24 protein-coding genes are annotated in these 25,795 nt (G+C 63.2%); 4 read left to right on the top strand and 20 right to left on the bottom strand.

What is annotated here, in order from left to right:
• Positions 1 to 11: 11 nt before the first annotated feature.
• The 3 genes from guaA to guaB all read right to left on the bottom strand — a co-directional run bounded on the left by guaA (position 12) and on the right by guaB (position 4,091).
• Complete coding sequence (gene guaA / locus C2L66_RS06660) at positions 12 to 1,595, bottom strand: glutamine-hydrolyzing GMP synthase (RefSeq protein WP_060601247.1); 1,584 nt, start codon at positions 1,593 to 1,595, stop codon at positions 12 to 14.
• Between the two features lie 210 nt (positions 1,596 to 1,805).
• Positions 1,806 to 2,624 carry a hypothetical protein gene (locus tag C2L66_RS06655; protein WP_060601250.1) on the bottom strand — a complete coding sequence of 273 codons (819 nt, stop codon included), beginning with the start codon at positions 2,622 to 2,624 and terminating at the stop codon, positions 1,806 to 1,808.
• A gap of 6 nt (positions 2,625 to 2,630) precedes the next feature.
• The gene (guaB, locus tag C2L66_RS06650; protein ID WP_054934486.1) at positions 2,631 to 4,091 is read right to left on the bottom strand and encodes an IMP dehydrogenase; all 1,461 of its coding nucleotides are present in this window, start codon (positions 4,089 to 4,091) and stop codon (positions 2,631 to 2,633) included.
• Between the two features lie 307 nt (positions 4,092 to 4,398).
• On the opposite strand from guaB, the gene C2L66_RS06645 reads away from it, so the two are divergent.
• Positions 4,399 to 5,373 carry a DMT family transporter gene (locus C2L66_RS06645; protein ID WP_060601253.1) on the top strand — a complete coding sequence of 325 codons (975 nt, stop codon included), beginning with the start codon at positions 4,399 to 4,401 and terminating at the stop codon, positions 5,371 to 5,373.
• A gap of 111 nt (positions 5,374 to 5,484) precedes the next feature.
• Here the strand turns inward: C2L66_RS06645 and C2L66_RS06640 are convergent, their stop codons facing one another.
• Together C2L66_RS06640 and C2L66_RS06635 are read right to left on the bottom strand one after the other, a co-directional pair.
• Positions 5,485 to 5,817, bottom strand: coding sequence for an RnfH family protein (locus C2L66_RS06640; RefSeq protein WP_060601256.1), 333 nt, complete (start codon positions 5,815 to 5,817; stop codon positions 5,485 to 5,487).
• Entirely contained in the window at positions 5,814 to 6,251 is a 438-nt protein-coding gene (locus C2L66_RS06635) for a type II toxin-antitoxin system RatA family toxin (protein ID WP_035990853.1), read from the bottom strand. Before C2L66_RS06635 ends, C2L66_RS06640 begins: the two co-directional genes overlap by 4 nt.
• A 131-nt stretch (positions 6,252 to 6,382) precedes the next feature.
• On the opposite strand from C2L66_RS06635, the gene smpB reads away from it, so the two are divergent.
• Complete coding sequence (gene smpB, locus C2L66_RS06630) at positions 6,383 to 6,829, top strand: SsrA-binding protein SmpB (protein ID WP_035990850.1); 447 nt, start codon at positions 6,383 to 6,385, stop codon at positions 6,827 to 6,829.
• 838 nt (positions 6,830 to 7,667) lie between these two features.
• Here the strand turns inward: smpB and C2L66_RS06625 are convergent.
• The 3 genes from C2L66_RS06625 to ppsA all read right to left on the bottom strand — a co-directional run bounded on the left by C2L66_RS06625 (position 7,668) and on the right by ppsA (position 11,636).
• A complete protein-coding gene (locus tag C2L66_RS06625) occupies positions 7,668 to 8,594 on the bottom strand; it encodes an SPFH domain-containing protein (RefSeq protein ID WP_054934483.1) in 927 nt (308 codons plus the stop codon).
• Positions 8,595 to 8,661: 67 nt separating this feature from the next.
• Complete coding sequence (locus C2L66_RS06620; protein ID WP_060601259.1) at positions 8,662 to 9,114, bottom strand: NfeD family protein; 453 nt, start codon at positions 9,112 to 9,114, stop codon at positions 8,662 to 8,664.
• Between the two features lie 119 nt (positions 9,115 to 9,233).
• Complete coding sequence (ppsA, locus tag C2L66_RS06615) at positions 9,234 to 11,636, bottom strand: phosphoenolpyruvate synthase (protein WP_060601262.1); 2,403 nt, start codon at positions 11,634 to 11,636, stop codon at positions 9,234 to 9,236.
• Between the two features lie 12 nt (positions 11,637 to 11,648).
• On the opposite strand from ppsA, the gene C2L66_RS40550 reads away from it, so the two are divergent.
• Together C2L66_RS40550 and ppsR are read left to right on the top strand one after the other, a co-directional pair.
• Positions 11,649 to 12,149, top strand: a complete 501-nt coding sequence (locus C2L66_RS40550) for a hypothetical protein (RefSeq protein ID WP_146174372.1) — start codon at positions 11,649 to 11,651, stop codon at positions 12,147 to 12,149.
• A 22-nt stretch (positions 12,150 to 12,171) separates the two neighbouring features.
• Positions 12,172 to 12,987 carry a posphoenolpyruvate synthetase regulatory kinase/phosphorylase PpsR gene (ppsR, locus tag C2L66_RS06610; protein WP_060601265.1) on the top strand — a complete coding sequence of 272 codons (816 nt, stop codon included), beginning with the start codon at positions 12,172 to 12,174 and terminating at the stop codon, positions 12,985 to 12,987.
• 28 nt (positions 12,988 to 13,015) lie between these two features.
• On the opposite strand, the gene C2L66_RS06605 is transcribed toward ppsR, so the two are convergent.
• From C2L66_RS06605 to uppS, 12 genes are all read right to left on the bottom strand, one after another.
• Positions 13,016 to 13,801 (bottom strand): TrmH family RNA methyltransferase, encoded by a 786-nt coding sequence (locus C2L66_RS06605; RefSeq protein WP_054934484.1) that lies wholly within the window; start codon positions 13,799 to 13,801, stop codon positions 13,016 to 13,018.
• Between the two features lie 69 nt (positions 13,802 to 13,870).
• Entirely contained in the window at positions 13,871 to 14,620 is a 750-nt protein-coding gene (gene rnhB, locus C2L66_RS06600; protein WP_060601268.1) for a ribonuclease HII, read from the bottom strand.
• Positions 14,617 to 15,786: a lipid-A-disaccharide synthase gene (gene lpxB / locus C2L66_RS06595; protein WP_060601270.1), complete on the bottom strand. Its 1,170-nt coding sequence runs from the start codon at positions 15,784 to 15,786 to the stop codon at positions 14,617 to 14,619. The genes rnhB and lpxB overlap by 4 nt, the downstream gene beginning before the upstream one ends.
• A 3-nt stretch (positions 15,787 to 15,789) precedes the next feature.
• Entirely contained in the window at positions 15,790 to 16,578 is a 789-nt protein-coding gene (gene lpxA, locus C2L66_RS06590) for an acyl-ACP--UDP-N-acetylglucosamine O-acyltransferase (protein WP_054934479.1), read from the bottom strand.
• 172 nt (positions 16,579 to 16,750) lie between these two features.
• Complete coding sequence (gene fabZ / locus C2L66_RS06585; protein ID WP_035990836.1) at positions 16,751 to 17,212, bottom strand: 3-hydroxyacyl-ACP dehydratase FabZ; 462 nt, start codon at positions 17,210 to 17,212, stop codon at positions 16,751 to 16,753.
• Positions 17,213 to 17,381: 169 nt separating this feature from the next.
• The gene (gene lpxD / locus C2L66_RS06580) at positions 17,382 to 18,458 is read right to left on the bottom strand and encodes a UDP-3-O-(3-hydroxymyristoyl)glucosamine N-acyltransferase (RefSeq protein ID WP_060601273.1); all 1,077 of its coding nucleotides are present in this window, start codon (positions 18,456 to 18,458) and stop codon (positions 17,382 to 17,384) included.
• Positions 18,459 to 18,569: 111 nt separating this feature from the next.
• Positions 18,570 to 19,106 (bottom strand): OmpH/Skp family outer membrane protein, encoded by a 537-nt coding sequence (locus C2L66_RS06575; protein WP_176052539.1) that lies wholly within the window; start codon positions 19,104 to 19,106, stop codon positions 18,570 to 18,572.
• Positions 19,107 to 19,147: 41 nt separating this feature from the next.
• On the bottom strand, positions 19,148 to 21,460 hold the full coding sequence (gene bamA / locus C2L66_RS06570) for an outer membrane protein assembly factor BamA (protein ID WP_035990831.1): 2,313 nt from the start codon (positions 21,458 to 21,460) through the stop codon (positions 19,148 to 19,150).
• Between the two features lie 65 nt (positions 21,461 to 21,525).
• Complete coding sequence (rseP, locus tag C2L66_RS06565; protein WP_060602707.1) at positions 21,526 to 22,914, bottom strand: RIP metalloprotease RseP; 1,389 nt, start codon at positions 22,912 to 22,914, stop codon at positions 21,526 to 21,528.
• Between the two features lie 7 nt (positions 22,915 to 22,921).
• A complete protein-coding gene (locus C2L66_RS06560) occupies positions 22,922 to 24,127 on the bottom strand; it encodes a 1-deoxy-D-xylulose-5-phosphate reductoisomerase (protein ID WP_054934476.1) in 1,206 nt (401 codons plus the stop codon).
• Positions 24,128 to 24,148: 21 nt separating this feature from the next.
• On the bottom strand, positions 24,149 to 24,970 hold the full coding sequence (locus C2L66_RS06555) for a phosphatidate cytidylyltransferase (RefSeq protein ID WP_060601276.1): 822 nt from the start codon (positions 24,968 to 24,970) through the stop codon (positions 24,149 to 24,151).
• Entirely contained in the window at positions 24,964 to 25,746 is a 783-nt protein-coding gene (gene uppS / locus C2L66_RS06550) for a polyprenyl diphosphate synthase (protein ID WP_054934474.1), read from the bottom strand. The genes C2L66_RS06555 and uppS overlap by 7 nt, the downstream gene beginning before the upstream one ends.
• Positions 25,747 to 25,795 lie beyond the last annotated feature (49 nt).

Here is a 25,795-nt window from a genome sequence, read left to right as displayed (position 1 = left end):
CAGGCGTCCGATCACTCCCACTCAATCGTCGCAGGCGGCTTCCCCGAGATGTCATACACCACGCGATTGATGCCGCGCACTTCATTGATGATCCGGTTCGACACATGGCCGAGCAGATCATGCGGCAGATGCGCCCAATGCGCCGTCATGAAGTCGAGCGTCTGCACCGCGCGCAGCGCGACGACATACTCATACGTGCGCCCATCGCCCATCACGCCTACGCTCTTCACCGGCAGGAACACCGCGAATGCCTGGCTCGTCAGGTCGTACCACGACTTGCCCGTTTCCTTGTCGATAAAGGTGCGCAACGTTTCGATAAAAATCGCGTCCGCACGACGCAGCAGATCCGCGTAATCGCGCTTCACTTCGCCGAGAATCCGCACGCCGAGGCCCGGACCCGGGAACGGATGGCGATACACCATCGAAGGCGGCAGACCCAGCTTCACGCCGAGCTCGCGCACTTCATCCTTGAACAGTTCACGCAGCGGTTCGAGCAGCTTGAGATTCAGCGTCTCCGGCAGGCCACCGACGTTGTGGTGGCTCTTGATCGTATGCGCAGCCTTCTTGCCCTTGCCCGCCGACTCGATCACGTCCGGGTAGATCGTGCCTTGCGCAAGCCACTTCGCGTCCGTCAGCTTGCCGGCTTCCGCCTGGAACACTTCGACGAACTCGGCGCCGATGATCTTGCGCTTCGCTTCCGGATCGGTCACGCCCTTGAGCTTCGACATGAACGCTTCGCTCGCATCGACGTGGATCACCTTCACGCCGAGGTTGTCGGCGAACATCGCCATCACCTGCTCGGCTTCGTTCAGACGCAACAGGCCGTGATCGACGAACACGCAGGTCAATTGATCGCCGATCGCGCGATGCAGCAGCGCCGCCGCCACCGACGAATCCACTCCCCCCGACAGACCGAGAATCACATGCTCGTCGCCGACCTGCTTGCGGATGTTCTCGACGGCTTCGTCGATGTAGTTGCCCATTTCCCAATCGGGCTTCGCACCGCAGATCTTCAGCACGAAGCGCTCGAGCATCGCGCGGCCCTGCACCGTGTGCGTGACTTCCGGGTGCCATTGCAGGCCGTAGAAGTGGCGCGCCTCGTCGGCCATCGCCGCGATCGGACACGAGTCCGTCGACGCCATCAACTGAAAGCCTTGCGGCATTTCCAGCACCTTGTCGCCGTGGCTCATCCACACCTTCAGCATGCCGTGTCCTTCGGACGTCGCGAAGTCCTGGATGCCGTCGAGGAAACTCGTGTGGTTGCGCGCGCGCACTTCCGCGTAACCGAATTCGCGCAAATGGCCCGTTTCGACCTTGCCGCCGAGCTGCTCGGCCATCGTCTGCATGCCGTAGCAGATGCCGAGCACGGGCACGCCTGCTTCGAACACCGCTTGCGGCGCGCGCGGCGTGTCGCTCTCGGTCACCGAGTTCGGGCCACCCGACAGGATGATGCCCTTCGGCTTGAATTCGCGGATGAACTCGTCGCTGACGTCGTGCGGATGGATTTCCGACAGCACGTGCGCCTCGCGGATGCGGCGTGCGATCAGTTGGGTGACTTGCGAACCGAAGTCGAGGATCAGGATCTTGTCATGCATGGCAGCGGACGGAATCTAAAAAGAACGGATAGGGAAAGCCGCGCTGGTCGCATCGCGACAGAACGGCGTTGTATTCGAAACGGATTGGCTTGCGCGGCGACGGCGGCGTGAACGCCGCATCGCTGCGTGCCGTGATCGATAAAAAGCGCGATAAAAGACCTGCGCAGACGGATTCCAGTTGTTTCGGCAGTGGGCGTGAGCTTGCGCGGGTCAGCCATGAAACGGCGGCCGGGGCGTGCCCGATTTCGCTTCGGCAGCGCGCGCGTCGGCTTCGTTGCGCTGGGCTGCGGCGCGTTCGCGCGCGGCGGCGTCCTGGTGGGCTTCGGCCCGGCGTTCATGCGCCAACGCATCTTCACGCGCGGCGGCGGCCGCTTCGGGCATCGTCGCGCGCGGCGGTTGCGCCGTCAGGCCCGGCTCGACGGGATGCCCCGTCGCGGGACTCACAGGCGTTGCCGCGCCCACGGCAGGCGTGGCGGCGAGTGTCGGCTCCACATGCGGCCCCGTGGTAGCAGGATAAACCACACCCGGGCGAGCAGCGTTACGCTCACGCTCGGCCTTGCGCGCCTCGTTCTCGGCCTCGCGCGCCGCCACACGATCGGTGCGTTCGGCGGCAGCCGTGCCGGCCAGCCGCTCGCGCCGCTTCACCGCGCTGGAGAGCTTCACACCACCCAGGCCGATAATGAGCAGCACCACACCCGTCAGCACCGCCACCAGCTGACCAAACCCCGTCAACTGCGGTGTATGCAGCCCGACCAGCCAGACCAGCATCAGCACGCCTGTCAGCCAGTTCACATGGCCGACGACCTTGGCCGTCGTCGCCGTCATCGCGCCGTCGATGGACGCATGCAGCGCAAGCCACGCCAGGCCGATCAGCGCAATGCCCGCCCCCTGCCCAACCAGCGCAGGGTCCGTCTGCACCAGCTGCAGCGCGTCGTACAGCGATTTCCACGGCGTGAGCAAGAACAGCAGCCCGAACGCCAGCAACAACAAGGCATCGATGATCAGTACGGCACGCAGCAGCGGCTTCATCGGCAATTAGTCCACGTGGTAGTTGGGGGCTTCCTTCGTGATCTGGACATCGTGCACGTGCGATTCGCGCATGCCCGCCGCCGTGATTTCGACGAACGACGCCTTGTCGTGCAGTTCGTCGATCGTGCGGCAGCCGCAATAGCCCATCGACGCGCGCACGCCACCGATCAGCTGGAACAGGATCGCGCCGACCGAGCCCTTGTACGCAACACGGCCTTCGATGCCTTCCGGCACGAGTTTGTCGATGTTCGCGGAGTTGTCCTGGAAGTAGCGGTCAGCTGCGCCGTCCTTCATCGCGCCGACGGAACCCATGCCGCGGTACGACTTGTACTGGCGGCCCTGATACAGGAACACGTCGCCTGGCGATTCTTCCGTGCCGGCGAACATGCTGCCCATCATCACCGCATTCGCGCCCGCTGCCAGCGCCTTGCTGACGTCGCCCGAGAAGCGCACGCCGCCGTCGGCGATGACGGGTACGCCCGTGCCCTTGAGCGCCGCCGACACGTTGGCGATCGCGCTGATCTGCGGCACGCCCACGCCTGCGACGATACGCGTCGTGCAGATCGAGCCCGGGCCGATGCCGACCTTCACGCCGTCCGCGCCGTACTCGACGAGCGCCTTGGCCGCGTCAGCCGTCGCGATGTTGCCGCCGATCACCTCGACGTGCGGGAAATTCTTCTTGACCCACTGCACGCGCTCCAGCACGCCGCGGCTATGGCCGTGCGCCGTATCGACGACGATCACGTCCACGCCCGCCTGCACCAGCAGCGACACGCGCTCTTCGTTGTCCGCGCCGACGCCGACGGCTGCGCCCGCGCGCAGCTTGCCATGCTCGTCTTTACACGCGTCCGGGTGTTCCGTCTGCTTCGTGATGTCCTTCACCGTCATCAGGCCGCGCAGCTCGAACGCGTCGTTGACGACCAGCACGCGCTCCAGGCGGTGGCTGTGCATCAGCGCTTTCGCTTCGGCGAGCGGCGTGCCTTCCTTGACCGTGACGAGGCGCTCGCGCGGCGTCATGATCGTGCGCACCGGCTCGTCCAGGCGCGTTTCGAAGCGCAGATCGCGGTTCGTGACGATGCCGATCAGCTGCGCGCCTTCGACAACCGGGAAGCCCGAAATGCCATGCTGGCGCGACAGCGCGATCACGTCGCTCACCTTCATTTGCGGCGGAACCGTGATCGGATCGCGCACGACACCCGATTCAAAGCGCTTGACCTTGGCGACTTCACGCGCCTGCTCGGCCGGCGTGAGATTCTTGTGGATGATGCCGACGCCGCCCATCTGCGCCATCGCGATGGCGAGGCGAGCTTCGGTGACGGTGTCCATGGCGGCGGACACAAGCGGCATATTCAGGGAGATGTTGCGGGTCAGCCGGGTTTTCAGGCTGGTGTCGCGCGGCAGAACGTCGGAGAAGGCCGGGACGAGGAGCACGTCATCGAACGTGAGTGCTTTTTGGATCAGACGCATGGCAAATCCTATAGGCGCAAAAGCGAATTATACGCGATACCTCCCCGGTTTTCACTGCGCGAACAGTCAGTTAGCGAAATTCTTCAATGTTTTTTCGCGTCGAACGACCGTCTGATTTCGCTTCTGCGTTCGGCTCGCGTTCGAACCGGTTTCGTATGCTCGTTCGAACGCACGCGCTGCCCGTCATCCTTCGAAGCGCGTTTTTCAGCATAGGCGAAGCGCTGCAAAGTGCAGAATCGAACAAGACGCGACGACGCCCGTCCGGCTATGCTTCGCGCACTTTCAGTTTTTCGATCGGGGCAAGGCAATGCAGCGCGGCGTCGTGTATGGGATGTTGGCGGGAGCGTTATGGGGCATGGTGTTTCTGGTGCCGCGGCTGTTGCCCGATTTTTCGCCCGTGCTGCTGAGCGCCGGCCGCTACGCGATGTACGGCGTCGTCTCGCTGCTGGCCGCGCTGCCTTCCGCGCGCTCGCTGCTGCGCCGGCTCACGCGCGAAGACCTGAACGCGCTCGTCAGGCTCGCGTTGGCGGGCAACCTGCTGTACTACCTGCTGCTGACGGGCGCCGTGCACCTCGTCGGCATTGCGCCGTCCTCGCTGATCGTCGGCGTGCTGCCCGTCACCGTGACGCTGCTGGGACGGCGCGACCATGGCGCCGTACCGCTCGCGCGGCTCGCGTGGCCGCTTGCGCTCGTCGTCGCGGGCATCGCGTGCATCAATGTCGATGTGTTCGGCACGGCAGGCGAAACGCCCGGAACCATCATGAACAAGCTGATCGGCATTGCGTGCGCTGTGGGCGCGCTGGGCTGCTGGACTTGGTTCGCCGTCGAAAACGCGCGCTATCTGCAGCGTCATACGCATTTCAGCGGCAACGAGTGGTCGGTGCTGTGGGGCGTCGTGACGGGCCTGCTTGGCGCGCTGCTGTGGCTCGTAGTGGCGGTGCTGCCGTCGTCGGCCGTCGATACGACGCATGTCGACACCCGCTGGCATCTGTTCTGGCTGCTGAACCTGGGACTCGCGATTGGCGCGTCGTGGCTCGGCAACGGCCTGTGGAACGCGGCGTCCAAGCGTCTGCCGCTCACGCTGTCGGGCCAATTGATCGTCTTCGAGACGCTGTTCGCGCTGCTCTACGCGTTCATCTACGACCACCGGATGCCCCGTCCGCTCGAAATGGCCGCCATCCTGCTGCTGGTCGCGGGCGTCAGCTGGTCGGTGCGCCAGCATGCCGACGACGATTCGGACCGCTCGACGCTCGAAGAAAAGGCTCAGGCGGCCGTTCACTAGGCTGCGGCTCGCCATGGGCCGGGCGACCAACGCCGGCCGCAAAAACGGCAACGGCGCACCGCGTGACACGGTGCGCCGTTGCCGTTTGCCAGTCGCAGGTTCAGCGCGACGTCAGCGCGAATCCTTGTGCAGCCACTTACGCCCTTCGACCGAGCCTTCCTGGCGCGATTTCTCGACGCGCCGCTGCCGCGCGAGCTTCGGATCGACGATCAGCGGCCGGTAGATTTCGACGCGGTCATGGTCGGCCAGCACGGTGTCGAGCGGCTTGAGCTTGCCGAACACGCCTGTCTTCTGTTTCGTCAGATCGATTGCGGGATGTCGGGCGAGGATACCGCTCGCGTCGATGGCCTGGCCGAGCGTCGTGCCTTGTGGCAACTGAAGTTCGAACAACGTCTGCTCGCGCGGCAGCGCGTAGCAGACCTCGATGGTCAATGTCGTGCTCATGCCTTGCCGTAGCGCTGGTCGGCGCGTTTCACGAACGATTCGACGAACGTGTTCGCGATATGGCTGAACACCGGACCGATGATTTTCTCCAGCAGAATGTTCGCGAATTCGTAGTGCAGCGCGAACTCGATCTTGCAGGCGTCCGCGCGCAGCGGCGTGAAGCGCCAGTAGCCGGTGAACTTCTTGAACGGGCCGTCGGCGAAGTTCATGTCGATGCGCGTCGGCCGCTCTTGCGTGTTGTGCGTTGCGAAGTGCTGCTTGATGCCCTTGAAATTGATGTCGATCTTCGCCTCCATCAGGTTTTCCTCCTGGCGGCGGATCTCGACGCCGCCGCACCACGGGAGGAAATTGGGGTAGTCGGCGACATCGGTGACGAGGTCGAACATCTGTTCCGCCGAGTGGCGTATCAACACGGTTTTCTGGACATCTGCCATAAATTGAACGGCGCGTGGCAACAGGGATTGATAAATAGCGAGCGCGTGACAACTGAATGACACCGCGGCGGGTTTTCGGCGTCCCGCTTTGCTAAAATCGTGATTTTAAACGAGTTGGCCAGTTTCCATTCATGAGCATCATCGACAACAGAAAAGCGTTCTACGACTACTCGGTCGAAGAACGTTACGAGGCGGGGCTCGTGCTTGAGGGCTGGGAAGTCAAGGCGCTGCGCGCCGGGCGTGGCCAGATCAAGGAAGGCTACGTCGTGATCAGGAACGCGGAGCTGTTTTTGATCGGCACGCATATCAGTCCGCTGCCCGAAGCGTCGACCCATATCACGCCGGACCCGGTCCGTACGCGCAAGCTGCTGCTGCATGCCGAGGAAATCAGCAAGCTGATTGGCAAGGTCGAGCAGCGCGGGTATACGCTTGTGCCGTTGAATTTTCATTACAAGAATGGGCGCGTTAAGTGTGAGATTGGGCTTGCCAAGGGCAAGAAGCAGCACGATAAGCGTGAAACCGAGAAGAAGCGGGATTGGGAGCGGGAAAAGGCCCGGTTGATGCGGACGCCGGTGTGAGGGTTTTTTTGGCCTGCGCGGCGCGGTGAGGGTTTGGGGGTTTGGGGTTTTGCCGCGGTGCGGGTTTTGGTTTTGGTTTTGGTTTTGGTTTTGGGGTTGTGTGGTGCGCTGGCCTTTGCGCTGGCATCCGCGATTTGCTTGCGTACTTCACGCGTCGCCCCTGTGCGGGGCGGCACCTACTTTTCTTTGCCGCCGCAAAGAAAAGTAGGCAAAAGAAAGCGGCTCACACCGCCAGTGCTAGTTCTTGCCTGAGGGCCCCCAAAGGTTCTTACGCCTCACACGGCAATCACATCATTCGTGTTCGTTGCCAGCGCTCTTGCTGGGGGCCTCACCCGCTTCACGCACCCGCGTTTCAGCATGCCTCACCAGACAGTCCACGGCCGCCCAGGTGGCAAACTGTGTGTCGGCCCTCGGTGCTCCACATGCTTCACTCCAGACCGATTGAGCACGCGCTCCACCCTGTAAGAGCGCTAACGTGTACGTCAGGAAAACCTACACACAGTTTGCCACCTGGGCGGCACATACCATTCGCTGCCGCTTGACCGGGTACGGGTATCCGAAGCGGGTGAGGCGTTTGTTCGAAGCGTTGGCAACGGGCACCAACCAAGGCGCTGGTGTGTGAAGGATGGGGACGTTGGGGGCCCGTGGGTAAACGTCAAGAATTGGCGGTGTGAGCCGCTTTCTTTTGCCTACTTTTCTTTGCGGCGGCAAAGAAAAGTAGGTGCCGCCCCGCACAGGGGCGACGCCTGAAGCACGCTAACAATTCGCGGATGCCAGCGAAAACACAAATCGCGGATGCCAGCGCCCCCCCCCAGCCTCGCCGACACAAAAACCCTAATCACCCGGCACTCTTCGCCTGCTTCACGATCGTCAACGCCGACGCAATCATCGACCCCATATCCGCCATATTCCCCGGCACGATCAACGTATTCCCGGCCTTCGCCAGATTCGCAAAAGCACCCACATACTGCTCAGCGACCTTGAGATTCACCGCCTCCATCCCGCCTGTAGACTGAATCGCCGCCGCAATTTTTTGGATTGCCTGAGAATTAGCCTCGGCGACCGCCAAAATCGCCGCCGCCTGGCCCTGCGCCTGGTTAATCGCCGCCTGCCGTTCGCCCTCCGACTTCTGGATCGCCGCCTCACGCCCGCCCGACGCGATATTGATCTGCTCCTGCTTGCGCCCTTCCGATGCCGCGATCAGCGCGCGCTTCTCGCGCTCCGCCGTGATCTGCGCCTGCATCGCGTGGAGAATCTCCTTCGGCGGCGTCAGATCCTTGATCTCGTAACGCAACACCTTCACGCCCCAGTTCGACGCCGCTTCGTCGAGCGCCGACACGATCGAATGATTGATGAAGTCGCGCTCCTCGAACGTCTTGTCGAGCTCGAGCTTGCCGATCACCGAGCGCAACGTCGTCTGCGACAGCTGCGTGATCGCGAACACGAAATTGCTCGACCCGTATGACGCCTTCATCGGATCGGTGACCTGAAAGTACAGCACGCCGTCCACCTGCAACTGCGTGTTGTCGCGCGTGATGCAGACCTGGCTCGGCACGTCGAGCGGAATTTCCTTGAGCACATGCTTGTACGCAATCCGGTCGATGAACGGCACCACGAAACTCAAGCCCGGCGTGAGCGTCGCGTGATAGCGCCCGAGGCGCTCCATCACCCACGCGTGCTGCTGCGGCACGATCTTGATCGTCTGCGCAGCGACCACGATCACGACAATCAGCAACACCAGTCCGACGATACTCGACGATTCCATTCCTGCACCCCCATCTGCTTTTGAATTGTTGTGCGCGTTCAGTTGCGCCTGCACTGCATCTGACGGCTCAGGCCCTCGCCGGCGCACGCTTGCTCGCGACAACGACGAAACAGTTGCCCCGCAATGCAGTGATTTCATAGAGACTGGCGTCTTCCGGCTCGCCGGGCGCGAGTTCAACATCCCATGACGCGCCACGATACCTGGTGCGCGCGTGTCCGTCGTGCCACGCGGGCACGGTCAGCGTCGAGCCGATATCGAGGTTCACGTCGGGATTGCGCGCGGCTTCGGCGCGCGCTTTCGTTTTACGTCCGAAGCGCGACTTGCGCAGCAACAGCATCGCGGCAAGCGCCACGGCAACCGCAATGCACAGTTGCAGCGGCAGATCAGCCCCTGCGAGACGCGCCAACGCCGCCGCAATAAAGCCGAGCGCCACCATCAGCAGATAGAACGTGCCGTGCATCAGTTCGAGCACGATCAGCACGCCTGCGCCGATCCACCAGAACAGTCCACTTTGGAACACTCGCGCCTCCACAAAGCAAAACACCCCGGATCTACCGGGGTGTTTATAGCATGAAGCGCCAGCGTTTTATCGTTCGTAGCAGCACCTTTTACGCGCCGCTACAAATCGATGCGCAATGCTTACTTCGTCACTTTTGCCAGCGCCTGCCACGTATCGATGATCGTGTCCGGGTTCAGCGAGATAGACGCAATGCCTTCCTGCGTCAGCCACTCGGCGAAGTCCGGATGATCCGACGGGCCCTGGCCGCAAATGCCGACGTACTTGTCCAGACGCAGGCAGGTTTCGATCGCGCGCTTGAGCAGGAACTTGATGGCGGGATCGCGCTCGTCGAAGTCCGCTGCCAGCAGCTCCATGCCGGAGTCGCGGTCGAGTCCGAGCGTCAACTGCGTCAGATCGTTCGAACCGATCGAGAAGCCGTCGAAGTACTGCAGGAACTCTTCCGCGAGGATCGCGTTCGACGGCACTTCGCACATCATGATCAGGCGCAGACCGTTCTCGCCGCGCTTGAGGCCGTACTTCGCCAGCAGCCCGACCACGCGCTCCGCCTGCTTCAGCGTACGCACGAACGGCACCATGATCTCGACGTTGTCGAGGCCCATCTCTTCGCGCACGCGCTTGAGCGCGATGCACTCCATTTCGAACGCCTGCGCAAAGTCTTCCGCGATGTAACGCGACGCGCCGCGGAAGCCCAGCATCGGGTTTTCCTCGTCCGGCTCGTAGCGCGAACCACCGATCAGCTTCTTGTACTCGTTCGACTTGAAGTCCGACAGACGCACGATCACGGGCTTCGGATAGAACGCAGCGCCGATCGTCGCGATGCCTTCCGTCAGCTTGTCGACATAGAACGCACGCGGCGATGCGTGACCGCGCGCGACGCTTTCGACAGCCTTCTTCAGGTCCTGATCGATGTTCGGGTACTCGAGAATCGCCTTCGGGTGAACGCCGATGTTGTTGTTGATGATGAATTCGAGGCGAGCAAGACCGACGCCCTTGTTCGGCAGTTGCGCGAAGTCGAACGCGAGTTGCGGATTGCCCACGTTCATCATGATCTTGACGGGAATTTCCGGCAGTTCGCCACGCTGGATTTCCGTCACTTCCGTTTCGAGCAGACCGTCGTAGATCTTGCCTTCGTCGCCTTCCGCACACGAAACGGTCACCAGCGCGCCGTCCTTCAGCACGTCCGATGCATCCCCGCAACCCACCACGGCGGGCACACCCAGTTCACGCGCGATGATCGCCGCGTGGCAGGTACGGCCGCCACGGTTCGTGACGATCGCGGCTGCGCGCTTCATCACGGGTTCCCAGTTCGGGTCGGTCATGTCCGCGACCAGCACGTCGCCCGGCTGCACGCGCTCCATTTCCGAAGGATCGTGAATCACGCGCACGGGGCCCGCGCCGATCTTCTGGCCGATTGCCCGGCCCGTCGCCAGCACCTGCGACTGGCCCTTCAGCTTGAAGCGCTGCTCAGCCTTGTTGCCGCCCTGGCTCTTCACCGTTTCGGGGCGCGCCTGCAGAATGAATATCTTGCCGTCGCGACCGTCCTTGCCCCACTCGATGTCCATCGGACGCTGGTAGTGCTTTTCGATGATGACCGCGTACTTCGCCAGTTCGATCACGTCTTCGTCAGTGATCGAGAAGCGGTTGCGCTGCTCGTGCGGCACGTCGACGGTCTTCACGCGGCCTTCTTCGCCCGCCTTCGTGAACTCCATCTTGATGAGCTTCGAGCCGATCGAGCGGCGGATGATCGGGTACTTGTTCTGTGCGAGCGTGGTCTTGAAGACGTAGAACTCGTCCGGATTCACCGCGCCTTGCACGACGGTTTCGCCGAGGCCGTAGCTCGACGTAATGAACACGGCGTCCTTGAAGCCCGATTCCGTGTCCAGCGTGAACATCACGCCCGCTGCGCCGACGTCCGAGCGCACCATGCGCTGCACGCCCGCCGACAACGCGACTTCAGCATGCGTGAAGCCCTTGTGGACGCGATAGGAGATGGCGCGGTCGTTGTAGAGCGACGCGAACACGTGCTTCATGCGATCGAGCACGTCTTCGATGCCGACCACGTTCAGGTAGCTTTCCTGCTGACCGGCGAACGATGCGTCCGGCAGGTCTTCCGCCGTCGCCGACGAACGGACCGCGAACGACAGTTCCTCAGGCGAGCTCTTTTGCAGCGTGTCGAAGCCTGCGCGGATTTCCTGTTCGAGACGCGCCTGCAGCGGGGCGTCGACGATCCATTGACGGATCTCCTTACCCGCAGCGGCGAGTGCCTTCACGTCGTCGACGTCGAGCGTCTCGAGACGTTGGGCGATACGTTCGGTCAGGTTGTTGTGATGCAGAAAGTCGCGGAATGCGAGCGCCGTCGTCGCGAAACCCGTCGGCACGCGCACGCCCGCTTCGGCGAGCTGACTGATCATCTCGCCGAGCGAAGCATTCTTGCCGCCGACGATTTCCACGTCGGTCATTCGCAACTGCTCGAATGGAACTACATACGCCTGATCCTTAGCAACGTTAACTGCGTTAGTCATACAAGCCCCTAAGTGGAAAAAATGCTCGATTGCGCAAGTGGGCTCGAACACGAGGCGCCCATTGGGAGCGTGACTCGTGCCTTGCGCAACCTGTTGGAGAAGCAATCGCGGAAGGCTTCAGGCGCGGCACGAAGCCCGACGAAGCAGAAGATTGAACGAATTTGCAGCGTTGCCGTGCAACTTACGAACAAATCACGACGCAATCAAAGAGCGATAACAGATAGTTACACGCGATTTGGCTGCAATTGCTTATCCAACAGGTTGCCGCTATTCTACCGTGCCGACTCTCAAAATGTGACAGTCGGACGAGAAATGCGCCTCGAACGGCGCGCGCGGCTTGCCGACGGGGTTTGCGTGACAGCCCGCGGCGTCATCCCGGCCGCGCGTGGGGCTGTTTGCCCGTTCGGGCGCACGCTGCGCCGCGTGTCGTCTGGTGTTGCGCCGCTGCCGTTTTCCGGCCAGCCACCGGGCAGCGCGCGCCACGCGGCAATGTCTGATTCGAGCGGATTTTGACGCTCATGTTCCCTGCCCACTGATGCCGCCCACCGTATTCATCGTCTCCGACGGTACCGGGATCACTGCCGAAACCTTCGCGCATTCGATCCTCTCCCAGTTCGACCAGAAATTCCGTCTGGTCCGTGTGCCCTTCGTCGATTCGACGGAAAAAGCCTACGCCACGCTCGAAAAAATCAACGAAGCCGCGCATCACGAAGGCCGCCGCCCAATCGTCTTCACGACCCTCGTGGACAGCGCGTCGAACCAGATCGTGAAGGATTCGAACGCACTCGTGCTGGACATGTTCCAGACCTTTGTCGAGCCGCTCGAACAGGAACTGGAACTGAAGTCGAGCCACGCCATGGGCCGCGGCCACCAGAACGCCGACACCGAGGAATACAAGAACCGCATCGAGGCGATCAACTTCTCGCTCGCGCACGACGACGGCCAGTCCAATCGCAATCTGGAAGAAGCCGACGTGATCCTCGTCGGCGTGTCGCGCAGCGGCAAGACGCCGACCAGCCTCTACCTGGCGATGCAATACGGCGTGAAAGCGGCAAACTATCCGCTGATCCCCGAAGACTTCGAGCGCGGCAAGCTGCCCACGCCGCTGCTCGCGCATCGCACGAAGATGTTCGGCTTGTCGATCGATCCGCAGCGGCTTTCGGAAATCCGCAACGAGCGGCGTCCCGGCAGCAAATATGCGGCACTCGAAAACTGCCGCTACGAGATCAACGAAGCCGAGACGATGATGCGCCGCGAAGGGATCAAGTGGCTCTCGTCGACGCACAAGTCTATCGAGGAAATCGCGACGACCATCCTGCAGGAAATCAGGCTGGACCGGTCGTCGTATTGATGGCGCGAGTCGATTTCGATAAGTGAATTCAGCCGGCAGCGCGCTGCTGCCGGCACTGCTCGAAAAGACACACGGCGGCGGCCGCCGCCACATTGAGCGACTCCATCCCGCCGGGCTGCGGAATCGTCACGCGGTATGTCACCGCGTCGCGCCACGGCTGCGAGACGCCCGCCCCTTCATTGCCGAACACCCACGCGACAGGCCCCGACAGATCGGTGTCGTAGATTGCCTGCGCGCCGTGCGAATCCGTGATCGCGACGGGCACGTCTAGCCGTTCGATCAACGTCTGCGGCTCGATGTCCTCGTGAATCTGCAGCAGAAAATGCGCGCCCATTCCCGAGCGAAGCACCTTCGACGACCACGCGTACGCGGTGCCCGGCGCGCAGAACACATGCCCGATGCCCGCTGCCGCAGCGCTGCGCAGAATCGATCCGACATTGCCAGCGTCCTGCACGCCGTCTAGCACGACGCAGCCCTGCGTCACGCGCCCGGGCAGCGGCAGGTCGAGCTTCTCGACGAGCAGTAACAGGCCGACGCCGTTGACGACATTCGACAGTTGTCCAAACAGCGCGTCGGGCAGCGTGACGATGCGCCGTTCCTCGATCCGCGCGACCAGCGCCTGCGCCTCGTCGTGGCGCAGCGCGCCTTCCGTGACGACGCACATTTCCGGCTGGCCCGCGACGTCGAGATACGCGCCCGCCAGGTGAAACCCTTCGAGCAGCGCATGGCCGCTCTTGCGCTGTTGATGCGTCGAGCCGGCCAATGCCTTCAGACGCTTGTAGAGCGGATTGTCCCGCGAGGTGATGGCTTTCACAGGCAGCACGAAAAGAATAGCGGTGAAAAGAAAAGCGCCCGCAGGCGCTTGATCGTGTTTTGCGTGGCGTCAGAACGGCGCGCTGTCGTCGGCGAGGAATGCTGTGTCGGCGGCTGCGGGCGGCATGACGATCGCCCCTTCCTGCAAACCAATGCCGGTGCCGAGCCGCACATGCGCTTCACGCACGGGCGCGAACGAGCGCCGGTGATGCTCGCACGGACCATGCTCGCGCAGCGCCGTCAGATGCTGCGGCGTGCCGTAGCCGGCGTGTGCATCGAAGCCATATACCGGGAACATCTGATGCAGTTCGAGCAGCATCCGGTCGCGCGTGACTTTCGCGAGAATCGACGCGGCCGAAATGCACGGCACCAGCGCGTCGCCGCTGATGATCGCCTCGCTGCGAATGCTCAGCGTCGGACAACGGTTGCCGTCGATCTTCGCCAGCGTCGGCGTGACCTTTAGCCCTTCGACTGCGCGCTTCATCGCGAGCATGGTTGCGTGCAGGATGTTCAGCGAATCGATTTCTTCCACGGAAGCCGACGCGACGCAATATGCAAGGGAACGCTCGATGATCTTCTCGTAGAGTTCGTCGCGCTTTTTCGCCGTCAGCGCCTTGGAATCGTCGAGGCCGCGAATGCGCGGCTTCGACGGATCGAGGATCACGGCGGCAGCAACCACGGGCCCGGCCAGCGGACCACGCCCCGCTTCGTCGACGCCGCAAATGACGTCTTCCGGGGACGAAAAATCGAGGCCGCCCTGGTCCGCTTTGTTCGCCGACGCTTTGCGGCGCGGCGCAGCCCCGCCCGTCGCGCGGGTCATGGACGCCCCCGGCGCGCTTCGATGACGGCGACGACCGCTTCCGCAGCCCGCTGCGCGGTGTTTTGCCTGAGCACGTGATGCATCTCGGTGAAAATTTCCGTCAGCGTGCGCCGGTTTGCGTCGTCGCGCAACTGGGTCAGCGTGGCATCCGCCAGCGCTTCGGGCGTCGCGAAGTGCTGCAGGATTTCCGGCACGACGAAACGGCCGGCCAGAATATTCGGCAAGCCGACGTACGGCAGATAACCCTGCCGGCGCATGATCTGCCCCGTGAGCCAGGGCACCTTGTACGAGATCACCATCGGCTTTTTCAGCAGCGCCGCTTCCAGCGTGACCGTGCCGCTTTTCACGAGAATCGCGTCGGCGGCCGTCATGGCGGTCTGCGCGTTGCCGTCCGTCAGCGTCAACGGCAGCTTCGGATGCGCTTCGACGAGCGGCTTGAGCAGTTCGCGCAGCGCCGGCGTCGCGGCCGGCATGACGAAACGCACGCCCGGCTCGCGCTGCAACATCAGTTCCATCGCATCGAAGAACGTCGGGCCGATCAGCGAGATTTCCGAGCGCCGGCTGCCCGGCAGCACGGCGATCACCGGGCCGCTTTCGGGCAGCCCGAGCACGCGGCGCGCGCCTGCCGTGTCTGGTTCGAGCGGAATCTCGTCAGCGAGCGGATGACCGACATAGGTCGCCTTCACGCCCGATTTCTCGAGCAGCGCCTTTTCGAACGGGAACACGCACAGCATGTGATCGACGGCCTTGACGATCTTCTTGATGCGGCCGCCGCGCCACGCCCAGATGGATGGGCAGACGAAGTGAATGGTCGGTATGCCCGCGTCGCGCAACGGATGCTCGAGGCCGAAGTTGAAGTCGGGCGCATCGACGCCGATAAAGGCGGACGGCGGCTCGGCCAGCAACTGGCGCTTCAGTTCGTTGCGAATGCCGAGAATCTCGGGAATGTGCTTCAGCGCTTCGACGTAGCCGCGCACCGACAGCTTTTCCATCGGAAAATGCGCGTCGAAGCCCTTCGCGATCATGCGCGGGCCGCCAATGCCGAAGTACTGTGTGGTGCCGGGCAGACGGGCGGCGAGCCCGTCCAGCAACGAAGCCGCCAGCAGATCGCCCGACGGCTCGCCGGCCACCATTGCGAGCCGCAGCGGACTGGTAGGCAACGGCATCGGTTAGCGGATGATGCCGCGCTGCGACTGCTCGACGAATTCGACGAGCGCGCGCACCGGCTCGTCGCCGTCGCCGCCCGCCGCTGCGAGTTCGCGCAACTGCACTTTTGCCTCTTCGAGCGACAGACCGTTCTTGTACAGCAGACGGTAGGCCGAGCGCAGTGCCGAAATCGCATCCGGTGAAAAGCCGCGACGGCGCAGCCCTTCGACGTTGATGCCGTGCGGCTCCGCCTTGTTGCCCGCCGCGATCACGAACGGCGGAATGTCCTGCACGAGCGCCGACGCGCCACCGAGCATGGAATGCGCGCCGATCCGCACGAACTGATGCACGCCCGACATGCCGCCGACGATCGCGTGATCGCCGATGATCACGTGACCCGCCATCTGCGCGTTGCTCGACAGGATCACGTTGCTGCCGATCTGGCAGTCGTGGCCGATATGCACGTAGGCCATGATCCAGTTGTCGTCGCCGAGCGACGTGACGCCCTTGTCCTGCACGGTGCCCGTGTGGATCGTGGTGAACTCGCGGATCGTGTTGCGATTGCCGATCACGAGCCGCGTCGGCTCGTCCCTGTACTTCATGTCCTGCGGACGCCCGCCGACCGATGCATAGTGACCGATCCGGTTGTCTTCGCCGATCGTCGTGTGACCTTCGATCACGCTGTGCGAACCGATGGTCGTACGTGCGCCGATCGTCACGTGCGCGCCGACAATGGCGTACGGTCCGATTTCGACCGATTCGTCGAGCTGCGCGCCCGACTCGATGATCGCAGTAGGATGAATCCTGCTCATGCGCCCTCGCTAGTATTTCCGCGTATCAGTTACATACCGCCGATGACGCTGCGGCGTCATCCGACGCGTTGAAGCGGTCACGATGCAACCCGTTTTGTGACCGCTCAAGGTTTCGATGGTTCTGCCTCGCGCGTGCCCGGACACGCCGCTCACGGCTGCCCGGCCGCCGGCATCACTCGCTGTCCGTCTGGCGCACCGCACACATCAGGTCGGCTTCGGCAGCCACCTGGCCGTCCACTTCCGCGCGCGCCTTGAACTTCCAGATGCCGCGCATATGGCGCTCGAACGTGACGTTCAGGATCAACTGGTCGCCCGGCTCGACGACCCGCTTGAAGCGCGCATTGTCGATGCCGACGAACAGATACAGCGTGTTGTCCGGATCGTGCGGCTCTTCCGCGAAGGTCAGGAGCGCTGCCGTCTGCGCGAGCGCTTCCAGAATCAGCACGCCAGGCATAACCGGGCGCTTCGGGAAGTGACCCATGAAGTACGGTTCGTTGATCGACACATTCTTCAGCGCTTTGATGCTCTTGTGCGGCTCGAGTTCGAGCACCCGATCGACCAGCAGGATCGGATAGCGGTGCGGCAGCAGCGTGAGAATCTTGTGAATGTCGAGATTGATTTTTTCGGTGCTCATGGTGTTTCTGCTCACGCGGGGATTGCGCGATGATGACTTCGAATGCTGGGTGCAAGGGCCTGGTTGATGACGACGCGCCCTGCCGCCCGTTCCTGTTCCGGCTGCGCGCGATCCGGGGGCCGCGCGCGCCGGCGTTTCCTTCCGGTCGTGCCGATGATGCCGGCGATCCTTACGCCTTGTCTCCGGAGGCGCTGGCGACTGCGGCTTCGAGCGCCTTGATGCGATCGCGCAACTTGTCGAGGTTGCGCATCAACGCGGCACTCCTGTTCCAGTCGGCGTGATCGACGGCCGGGAACGCGCTCGTGTACATGCCGGGCTTCAGAAGCGACTTCGATACACCCGACTTTGCCGTGACGATCACGTAGTCGGCCAGGGTGACGTGGCCGGCAATGCCGACCGCGCCGCCGATCATGCAGTGGCGGCCGATTGTGGTGCTGCCCGCAATGCCCGCGCAACCGGCAATCACCGTGTAGGCGCCGATCTTGCAGTTATGGCCTATCTGCACGAGGTTGTCGATCTTGACGCATTCTTCGATGACAGTATCGGCCATCGCGCCGCGGTCGATCGTGGTATTTGCGCCGATTTCGACGTCCGGTCCGATCGACACGCCGCCAACCTGCGGAATCTTGACCCAGCTGCCCGTACGCGCATCGCCTTCGCCGACGAAGTCCGGCGCGAAGCCGAAGCCGTCCGAGCCGATCACGGCGCCCGCGTGAATGATTACGCGCTCGCCGATCTTGCAGCCGTGGTACACGGCGACGTTCGGATACAGATGCGAGCCTGCCGCGATCTGCGTGCCACGACCGACGAATACGTTCGCGTCGAGGCGCACCTTCTCGCCGATCGACGCGCCCGCTTCGACCGTCACGTTCGGGCCGATCACGGCGCTCGCGGCGATCTGCGCCGACGGGTCGATGGTCGCGCTCGGATGCACGCCAGGCTTCGCCTTCGGCGACGCCATGTCGATGAAGGCCTGCGCGAGGCGCGCGAAGTAAGCGTACGGATTCGGCGTGACGATGAAATTACGAGCGTCGCGCGACGTCACCTTCTCCAGATCCGCCGCGTTGATCAGCACCGCGCCCGCGCGCGTCGTCTCGACTTGCGCCAGATACTTCGGGTTGGCGAGAAACGCCAGTTGATCGGGGCCAGCCTGATCGAGCGGCGCCAGATTGCTGACGCGGTGCGCGCGATCGCCGACGATCTCTCCGCCGAACTGCTGGACGATCTCCTCGAGCGTGAATGCCATGCGTGTACTGCTCCTGCTGTTCAGTTGCCCAACTTGCGCGCGTCGCACACTTCTCGCGCGCGCCAAGGGTTTGGCGCCGGACGGCTGGCGTGGGCGCCGTCCGGCCCGGCTTCAGTTGCCCGATGCGGCCAGCGCCTTCAGCACCTGGTCGGTGATGTCGATACGCGGGCTGACGTAGACGGCCTCCTGCACGATCAGATCGTAGTGTTGCTGCTCGGCGATCTGCTTGATGACCTTGTTCGCGCGGTCCAGCACGGCCGCCAGTTCTTCATTGCGGCGCTGGTTCAGGTCTTCGCGGAATTCCCGCTGCTTGCGCTGGAAATCCGTGTCGAGCTGCGACAGGTCGCGCTGTTTTTGCGCGCGGTCGGCCGGCGCCAGCGACGCGCCGTTCTTGTCGAGCGAGTCGGACAGCGACTTCAGACGCTGCGCCATGTCCTGCAGGTCCTTGTCGCGCTTCGCGAACTCCGCTTCGAGCTTGGTCTGCGCCGCTTTCGCCGCCGCCGATTCACGCAGGATGCGATCCGAATTCACCGCGGCGATTCGCGCTTCCTGCGCCAGCGCGGCATTCGCCGCGCCCACGCCGAGCGTCATGGCAAGCACCATTGCACACGCCACACGTTTCGAAAACATACCAGTTAGCAAAGTCATCCTCTCGATGCTGTAAGGGGTTCCAGTTCCGGTGCGCGCAATCAGAACGCCGTACCGATCTGGAACTGGAACTTCTGATACTGGTCGCCCGTATGTTTCTGGAGCGGGAAGCCCAGCGACAGCTTGAGCGGCCCGATCGGCGAAATCCACGCGAGACCGACACCGTAACCGTAACGCAAGCCGTTCGAACCGACCGTCGTGTCGCCGCCCTGACGCGAATCGCCCCAGACGTTACCGGCGTCGAGGAAGGTGAACACACGCAGCGTGCGGTCATAGCCCGTGCCCGGCAGCGGGAACGTGAGTTCGATGTTGGAGACGAACATCTTGTTGCCGCCGATCGGGTCGTTCGTGACCTTGTCGCGCGGACCCAGCGAGCTCGGTTCATAACCCCGGACCGAGCCGATACCGCCCGCGTAGTAGTTCTTGAAGATCGGGTACGCGTTGCCGATGCCGTTGCCGTAACCGCCCTGCACGTTGAAGCCGATCACGAAGCCGCGCGAGAACGAGTAATAGTACTGCGCCTGCAAGTCAGCCTTGTAATACTCGGTGCCGCCGATCGGCGTGCCGTATTCGGCGTTGGCCTGCGTGAAGTAACCGCGGCTCGGCACCAGCGCGCTGTCACGCGCGTCGCGCGACCAGCCGACCGTCAGCGGCACGTTGTTCGACACGCGGCCGAAGTCCTGCACGTAGTTCTTGTAGGCCTGCGGCGTGTTCGCATCGACGTCGAGCGTGTTCTGCTCGAAGCCCGCGCCGAAATACACCGTGTCCACTTCCGAGAACGGAATGCCGAACTTCAGGTCGCCACCCATCGTGACGATACGGAAGCTCGAATCCGTCGAGTAGTACAGCGGCTCGTACGTGCGATAGTAGACGTCGGTGATGCGCTTGATGCCGTCGACCGTGAAATACGGGTCGACCTGCGTGACCGTCAACGTACGGTACGTCTTCGCGGTGTTCACGTTCACCGAGAGGCTCGTGCCCGAACCGAACACGTTGTCCTGCGACACGCCCGCCGACAGCACCACCTTGTCCGTCGACGAGAAGCCCGCGCCCAGCGTGATCGCGCCCGTCGGCTTTTCGGCGACCTTCACGTCGACGTCCACCTGGTCCGGCGTGCCTTCGACGGGAATCGTCGTCACGTCCACGTCCGTGAAGTAGCCCAGACGGTTGATACGGTCCTTCGACAATGCCAGCCGGTTCGAATCGAACCACGAGCTTTCGAGCTGGCGCATTTCCCGGCGCACGACTTCGTCGCGCGTACGCGTGTTGCCCACCACGTTGATGCGGCGCACGTACACGCGGCGGCTCGGATCGACCTGCAGCGTCAGGTCGACCTTGTGATGCTCCTGGTCGATCTGCGGCAGCGCGTTCACGGTCGCGAACGCGTAGCCGTATTCGCCGAGCTTGTCGACGATCGCCTTGGTCGTCGCCTGCAGTTTTTCAGCAGAGAACTTGTCGCCCGGTTTGATCTTGATCAGCTTGTTCAGCTCGGCTTCGCGGTCGAGCAGATTGCCCGCGAGCTTGATGCTGTTGATCGTGTACGGCTCGCCTTCGTGCAGCGTCACCGTCAGATACATGTCCTTCTTGTCGGGCGTGATCGACACCTGGGTCGACTCGATGTTGAACTCGAGATAGCCGCGATTCAGGTAGTACGAGCGGACGTTCTCGAGGTCGCCCGTGAGCTTTTCTTTCGAATACAGGTCGTTCTTCGTGTACCACGAGAACCAGTTCGGCGTGGACAGCTGCATTTCGTCGCGCAGCGTGCCCGTGCTGAAAGCCTTGTTGCCGATGAAGTTGATCTGGCGGATCTTCGCGCTCGGACCTTCGATCACGGCGAACAGGACCGCAACACGGTTGCGATCGATCGGCGTGATCGTAGTCGTGACTTCAGCTGCGTAGAAACCGCGCGTCAGATACTGGCGCTTCAATTCCTGTTCGGCCTTGTCGACGAGCGCCTTGTCGTAATAGCGGCCCTGGGAGAGGCCAACGGCGCGCAGCGCCTTGATCAGGTTGTCCTTCTCGAACTCGTGCAGGCCGGAGAAGTCGATCGTGCCGATGGCGGGACGCTCGAGCACCTGAACCACCACGACGTCGCCTTCTGTGGCGATCTTCACGTCGTTGAAGAAACCCGTCGCATACAGCGCGCGAATGGCTTCGGAAGCCTTCTCGTCGGAAAACGTATCGCCTTGCTTGATGGGAAGATAGGAGAACACCGTGCCGGGTTCTACGCGTTGCAGCCCTTCGATCCGAATGTCTTTCACCACAAAAGGTGTCGTCGCGTGAGCTGCCAGCCCATGCGCGGCGATTGCCGCGGCTACAACCGTCTTTGGAACAAAGCGATGAGGTTTAAACAACGTGCTTCCCCAGTGTGTATAGCTGCATCAGGTCAGGCGGGCGCCATCGTACGCCGCCAGACACTTTAAAAATGGATTAAACGAGCAAGATCGTTGAACAGCGCGATCGCCGACAAGGCGACGATACAAGCCAGTCCCGCTCTTTGAAGAACGAGCTGCCAGCGATCCGATACGGCTTTGCCGGTAACAGCTTCAACCAGATAATATAACAGATGCCCCCCGTCCAATACCGGTATTGGTAAAAGGTTGAGCACGCCGAGGCTTATGCTGACAAGCGCAAGGAACGACAGGAATGCTGACGGACCGAGTCTCGCGCTCTTGCCTGCATAGTCCGCAATGGTCACGGGACCGGACAGATTCTTCAGCGACGCTTCGCCGACGATCATCCTGCCGAACATCCGCACGGAGTACACAGCAAGGTCCCACGTGCGATGCGCGCCGAGCCGCACGCTGTCGACGGGACCATAGCGGACGTCGATGGACGGCACCTGGGTGGCGAGCTCGGCGCCGATCCGGCCGATGGGTTGCCCGGTCGTTTCGTCGCGCTGTGCGCCCGGCACGATGGTTAGATTCTGTAATGCACCCGTCTGCTGGTTCTTCGCGCCGCGCTCGATCTGCAGCACGATCGGCTTGCCCGCGTGCGACTTGATGTAGTTGATGAAGGTGGTCGCGTTGTCGGCGGGATGGCCGTCAACAGCGCGAATCCGGTCGCCCGCCTGCAGCCCCGCCTGCAAGGCCGCGCTGCCCGGCTGCACGCCCGCCACCGACAACGTCCCGCCGCCCGGCTCGAAACCGAGGCGCGACATGAAATCGTCATCGACTTCCTTGTCGGAAAGATTCTGCAAGTCGAGCGGGAAGTCGAACGTGCCGTGCGTGTCCTTCGCGGTCAGCACGACGCGTTTGTGGTCGAACGCGGCGCCCAGCAGCTTCCAGCGCAGATCGGACCACGAGCGCACGGGTTCCGATTCGCCCGCATTCGCATCGCGCACGGCCACCACCGTCTCGCCGCCGTCAAAGCCCGCGCGCGCGGCGGCCGTTTCGACAGCGGGCGCCGCGACGATCGCCGCGGGCTCGGTGACGCCCGTCGCGAACACCGCGGCGAACAGCACGACAGCAAGAATGAAGTTGGCGATCGGGCCCGCCGCCACGATTGCAATGCGCTTGCCGACCGACTGACGGTTGAACGCACGCGGTAAATCGGCGGGCTCGATGGGCGCGCCCTCTTCGCGCTCGTCGAGCATCTTGACGTAGCCGCCGAGCGGCAGCGCCGCGATGGTCCACTCGGTTCCCGTCTTCTTGCTGACCCAGCGCGCGAGCGGCTTGCCGAAGCCGATCGAAAAACGCAACACCTTGACGCCGCACAGGCGCGCGATGCTGTAGTGGCCATACTCATGGACGACCACCAGTACGCCAATCGCGACTGCGAAGGCGACCACTTCGATCAGCAGGTTCATAAACGCCTCACTGGACGGCGCGTTCCGTAAGGCGGGCGCCCGCCGGCAGACCGTCGATGAAAGCGTGGGCGGCGCGTCGCGCAGCGGCGTCGGCGTCGACCACATCGGCGAGGCTCGATGCCTCGCGGTTGGGCAATGCGTTCAGCACGGCATCGACGACCTGGGCGATCGCCATGAAGCCGATGCGGCGCGTCAGGAATGCCTCGACGGCGATCTCGTTCGCCGCATTCAGCGCTGCGCTTGCGACGCCGCCCTCGGCCAGCGCCTTCATCGCCAGCGCGAGACACGGGAAGCGCGTGTAATCGGGCTTTTCGAACGACAGTTGAGCGATCTGCGCGAGATCGAGTTGCGCGACGCCGGAATCGACGCGATCCGGGAACGCCAGTGCGTGCGCGATGGGCGTGCGCATGTCCGGGTTGCCCAGTTGCGCGAGCACCGAACCGTCCGCGTACGACACGAGCGAGTGAATCACGCTCTGCGGGTGAATCAGCACCTCGATGCGGTCGCCCGGCAGATTGAACAGCCAATGCGCCTCGATGACTTCGAGGCCCTTGTTCATCATCGTCGCGGAATCGACGGAAATCTTGCGGCCCATCACCCAGTTCGGGTGCTTGCATGCCTCTTCCGGCGTGACGTCGCCGAGGCTGGAGGGCTCGCGCGTGCGGAATGGGCCGCCCGACGCCGTCAGGATGATCTTCGACACGCCGCCATGCAGCGCCGATTCACGCGGCAGGCACTGGAAGATCGCGTTGTGCTCGCTGTCGACGGGCAGCAGGATCGCGCCGTTGTCGCGCACGGCGTCCATGAAGATCGCGCCCGACATCACCAGCGCTTCCTTGTTGGCGAGCAGGATGCGCTTGCCCGCGCGCGCCGCCGCAAGACTCGGCTCGAGGCCCGCCGCGCCGACGATCGCCGCGACCACGGTGTCGCAGCCGTCGCTCTTCGACACATCGACCAAGGCCTGCGTACCGTAAGTCACCTCGGTCTTGCAGCCCGCTGCGCGCAGTTTCGCGGCCACGCTCGCGGCCGTATCGGCGTCGCCGACCACGGCGACTTCGGGCTGAAAGCGCAGGCATTGCTCGACGAGCTTGTCGCCATTGCGGTGCGCCGTCAGCGCATACACCGAGAAGCGCTCAGGATGACGCGCGACGACGTCGAGCGTGCTGTCTCCGATCGAGCCCGTAGAACCGAGCAAACTAATTCGTTTTTGCATATCTCTTTCTCTAGCCGATGGCTACGACAACACGAGCATCGCAAGCGGCAGCACCGGCAACAAAGCGTCGATGCGGTCGAGCACGCCGCCGTGACCCGGCAGCAGATTGCTCGAATCCTTCACGCCGGCCTGGCGCTTGAGCATCGATTCGAACAGATCGCCCACCACGCTGAACACGACCAGCAAGGTCAGCGTAGCGAACGCACGAGCGGTGCCCAGATGGTCGAGCAGCGCGGAAAACAGGGTCGGCGCAAAGGCATGCGTGATGACAGCGAGAGCCGCGACGATCATCACGGCCAGCCACCCGCCGATCGCGCCTTCCCAGGTCTTGCCGGGACTGATCGACGGCGCGAGTTTGTGCTTTCCAAACGCCTTACCCGCAAAGTATGCGCCGATATCGGCCAACCAGACCACCAGCAGCAGGGAAAGCACGAACGGCACGCCCGCCATCCGCGCCGCGACGAGCGCATGCCAGCAGGCGGCGAACACGACCACGCCCGCCAGCAGCAGGAACGGCCGCCATGCGCCCTGCGAGAGCGTCGGCTTGCGCAGCAGCACGAACGGGCCGGCGAATATCCAGAAGATTGATGAAGCCTCGAACAGCGGGCGAGGCGCCGTGACGCCCGTGCCGAGCTTCGTGCTGGCGACCAGCGCCAGCGCGGCGACGATCGCGTAGATGACGGGACCGGCGCCCGGCAGCTTCAGAAGCCGCGCCCATTCCCACGCGGCAAACACGACGACGAACGCGATCAGCGCACCAAAGCCGCCGATCGGCGCCCAAAGCGTGACAGGCAGAAGAATGGCCAGCAGGACGATCGCCGTGATGACACGGGTTTTTAGCATGGAAGCGAATCGACGTTTTGCGATTGCGGCTCGAGCTGCGCGCTCGTGCGTCCGAAGCGCCGCTCGCGCCCCGTGTACGAACCAATGGCGCGGCCGAGCGCGTCGGCGTCGAAATCCGGCCAATAGGTATCGGTGAAGTAGAACTCGGTGTAGGCGAGCTGCCACAGCAGGAAGTTGCTGATGCGCTGCTCGCCGCCCGTGCGGATGAACAGATCCGGCTCGGGCGCGTAGGCCATCGCGAGGTGCTCGGCGAAGGCGTCTTCGTTCACCTCGACGGAACGCCCCGCCGCCACCGACTGCTCGACCAGCTTGCGCGTGGCCTGCATGATGTCCCAGCGGCCGCCGTAGTTCGCGGCGATGGTAAGCGTGAGGCGTGTGTTGCGCGCCGTCTTGGTTTCTGCGCGCGCGATCAGATCCTGGATCTTCTTGTCGAACATCGACAGATCGCCGACCACGCGCAGGCGGATGCCGTTCGCGTGCAGCTTGCCGATTTCGCGCTCCAGCGCGGTCACGAACAGGCGCATCAGAAACGACACTTCGTCGGTCGGACGGCGCCAGTTTTCCGAACTGAATGCGAACAGCGTCAGATATTCGACGCCCTGGCGCGCGCACGCCTCGACGGCTGCGCGCACGGCGTCGACGCCGCGCGTATGGCCCGCCACGCGCGGCAGGCGGCGTTGCGTCGCCCAACGGCCATTGCCGTCCATGATGATCGCGATATGACGCGGTACGGCTGAGACGTCAGGGACGCGAACGGTTGAGCTTGTATAGGTCATGGCCGTCGGGTAAAGCTGCAAAGAAAGAAACGATGATCAGTGAAAGTCT

Origin of the sequence: Paraburkholderia caribensis, assembly GCF_002902945.1 — a bacterium.
In the GTDB taxonomy this organism is placed as follows: domain Bacteria; phylum Pseudomonadota; class Gammaproteobacteria; order Burkholderiales; family Burkholderiaceae; genus Paraburkholderia; species Paraburkholderia caribensis.
Note: the sequence above shows the minus strand (reverse complement) of the source record. Positions and strands in the feature narration are given on the sequence as shown.

Coding starts and splice junctions, on each gene's coding strand:
- rnhB (WP_060601268.1), bottom strand. CDS start 14,620: ATGACCCGCGCGACGGGCGGGGCTGCGCCGCGCCGCAAAGCGTCGGCG.
- C2L66_RS06640 (WP_060601256.1), bottom strand. CDS start 5,817: ATGAGCACGACATTGACCATCGAGGTCTGCTACGCGCTGCCGCGCGAG.
- guaA (WP_060601247.1), bottom strand. CDS start 1,595: ATGCATGACAAGATCCTGATCCTCGACTTCGGTTCGCAAGTCACCCAA.
- C2L66_RS06645 (WP_060601253.1), top strand. CDS start 4,399: ATGCAGCGCGGCGTCGTGTATGGGATGTTGGCGGGAGCGTTATGGGGC.
- lpxB (WP_060601270.1), bottom strand. CDS start 15,786: ATGCCGTTGCCTACCAGTCCGCTGCGGCTCGCAATGGTGGCCGGCGAG.
- guaB (WP_054934486.1), bottom strand. CDS start 4,091: ATGCGTCTGATCCAAAAAGCACTCACGTTCGATGACGTGCTCCTCGTC.
- rseP (WP_060602707.1), bottom strand. CDS start 22,914: ATGAACCTGCTGATCGAAGTGGTCGCCTTCGCAGTCGCGATTGGCGTA.
- lpxD (WP_060601273.1), bottom strand. CDS start 18,458: ATGGCATTCACGCTCGAGGAGATCGTCCAGCAGTTCGGCGGAGAGATC.
- C2L66_RS06575 (WP_176052539.1), bottom strand. CDS start 19,106: ATGACTTTGCTAACTGGTATGTTTTCGAAACGTGTGGCGTGTGCAATG.
- ppsA (WP_060601262.1), bottom strand. CDS start 11,636: ATGACTAACGCAGTTAACGTTGCTAAGGATCAGGCGTATGTAGTTCCA.
- fabZ (WP_035990836.1), bottom strand. CDS start 17,212: ATGAGCACCGAAAAAATCAATCTCGACATTCACAAGATTCTCACGCTG.
- C2L66_RS06625 (WP_054934483.1), bottom strand. CDS start 8,594: ATGGAATCGTCGAGTATCGTCGGACTGGTGTTGCTGATTGTCGTGATC.
- ppsR (WP_060601265.1), top strand. CDS start 12,172: ATGCCGCCCACCGTATTCATCGTCTCCGACGGTACCGGGATCACTGCC.
- uppS (WP_054934474.1), bottom strand. CDS start 25,746: ATGACCTATACAAGCTCAACCGTTCGCGTCCCTGACGTCTCAGCCGTA.
- smpB (WP_035990850.1), top strand. CDS start 6,383: ATGAGCATCATCGACAACAGAAAAGCGTTCTACGACTACTCGGTCGAA.
- C2L66_RS06635 (WP_035990853.1), bottom strand. CDS start 6,251: ATGGCAGATGTCCAGAAAACCGTGTTGATACGCCACTCGGCGGAACAG.
- C2L66_RS06655 (WP_060601250.1), bottom strand. CDS start 2,624: ATGAAGCCGCTGCTGCGTGCCGTACTGATCATCGATGCCTTGTTGTTG.
- lpxA (WP_054934479.1), bottom strand. CDS start 16,578: ATGAGCAGGATTCATCCTACTGCGATCATCGAGTCGGGCGCGCAGCTC.
- C2L66_RS06555 (WP_060601276.1), bottom strand. CDS start 24,970: ATGCTAAAAACCCGTGTCATCACGGCGATCGTCCTGCTGGCCATTCTT.
- C2L66_RS06560 (WP_054934476.1), bottom strand. CDS start 24,127: ATGCAAAAACGAATTAGTTTGCTCGGTTCTACGGGCTCGATCGGAGAC.